The organism is Vibrio sp. 1401, from assembly GCF_033340295.1.
On sequence record NZ_JAWOWF010000262.1, the window covers coordinates 1 to 790 of the forward strand.

General features: G+C 52.2%; 1 protein-coding gene. It reads right to left on the reverse strand.

The annotated features are described in order from the left end of the window. Positions 1–790 (reverse strand): GspE/PulE family protein (locus R7Z77_RS24990; RefSeq protein ID WP_318136997.1); only part of this gene is annotated, 790 nt, incomplete at both ends.

The following is a 790-nucleotide window of genomic DNA, read 5'->3' on the forward strand; positions in this document are numbered from 1 at the left end:
AGACGCGTGATCGCACCAACAGCGGTGTTGGTATGCAGCGTCGACATTACCAGGTGACCAGTCAAAGACGCTTGCACCGCAATTTGCGCGGTTTCTAAGTCACGGATCTCACCGACCATCACCACATCCGGGTCCTGACGTAAGATCGCACGTAGACCACGCGCAAATGTCATATCGACTTTCGGGTTAACTTGGGTCTGGCCAATGCCATCGATATCAAATTCGATTGGGTCTTCCACCGTCAGAATGTTGCGCTCGTTGCTGTTGATTTCTTGCAAGCCGGCGTACAAAGTGGTCGATTTACCAGAACCCGTAGGGCCGGTCACCAAGATGATACCGTGTGGGCGACCAATGAGGTGACGGAAGTTGTCGTGTACCGAAGGAGTCATGCCCAAACTATGCAGGTCAAGGCGCGTTGCGTTTTTATCTAACAGACGCATTACCACTCGTTCACCGTGAGAGGATGGCATGGTAGAAACACGCACGTCGACCGCTCGGCCACCAATACGTAGCGAGATACGACCATCTTGAGGCACACGCTTTTCAGCAATATCGAGCTTCGCCATAACCTTCACACGCGACACCAGCAACGGCGCAAGCTTACGACTCGGCGTCAAGACTTCACGCAGAACGCCGTCGACACGGAAGCGGATAGAAAGCGTCTTTTCAAACGTTTCGATATGGATATCGGACGCACCTTCTTTGATCGCTTCACCCAACATAGCATTGATCAATTTGATGATTGGCGCATCGTCTTCCGACTCTAACAAATCCTCGTCATGCGGTAGCT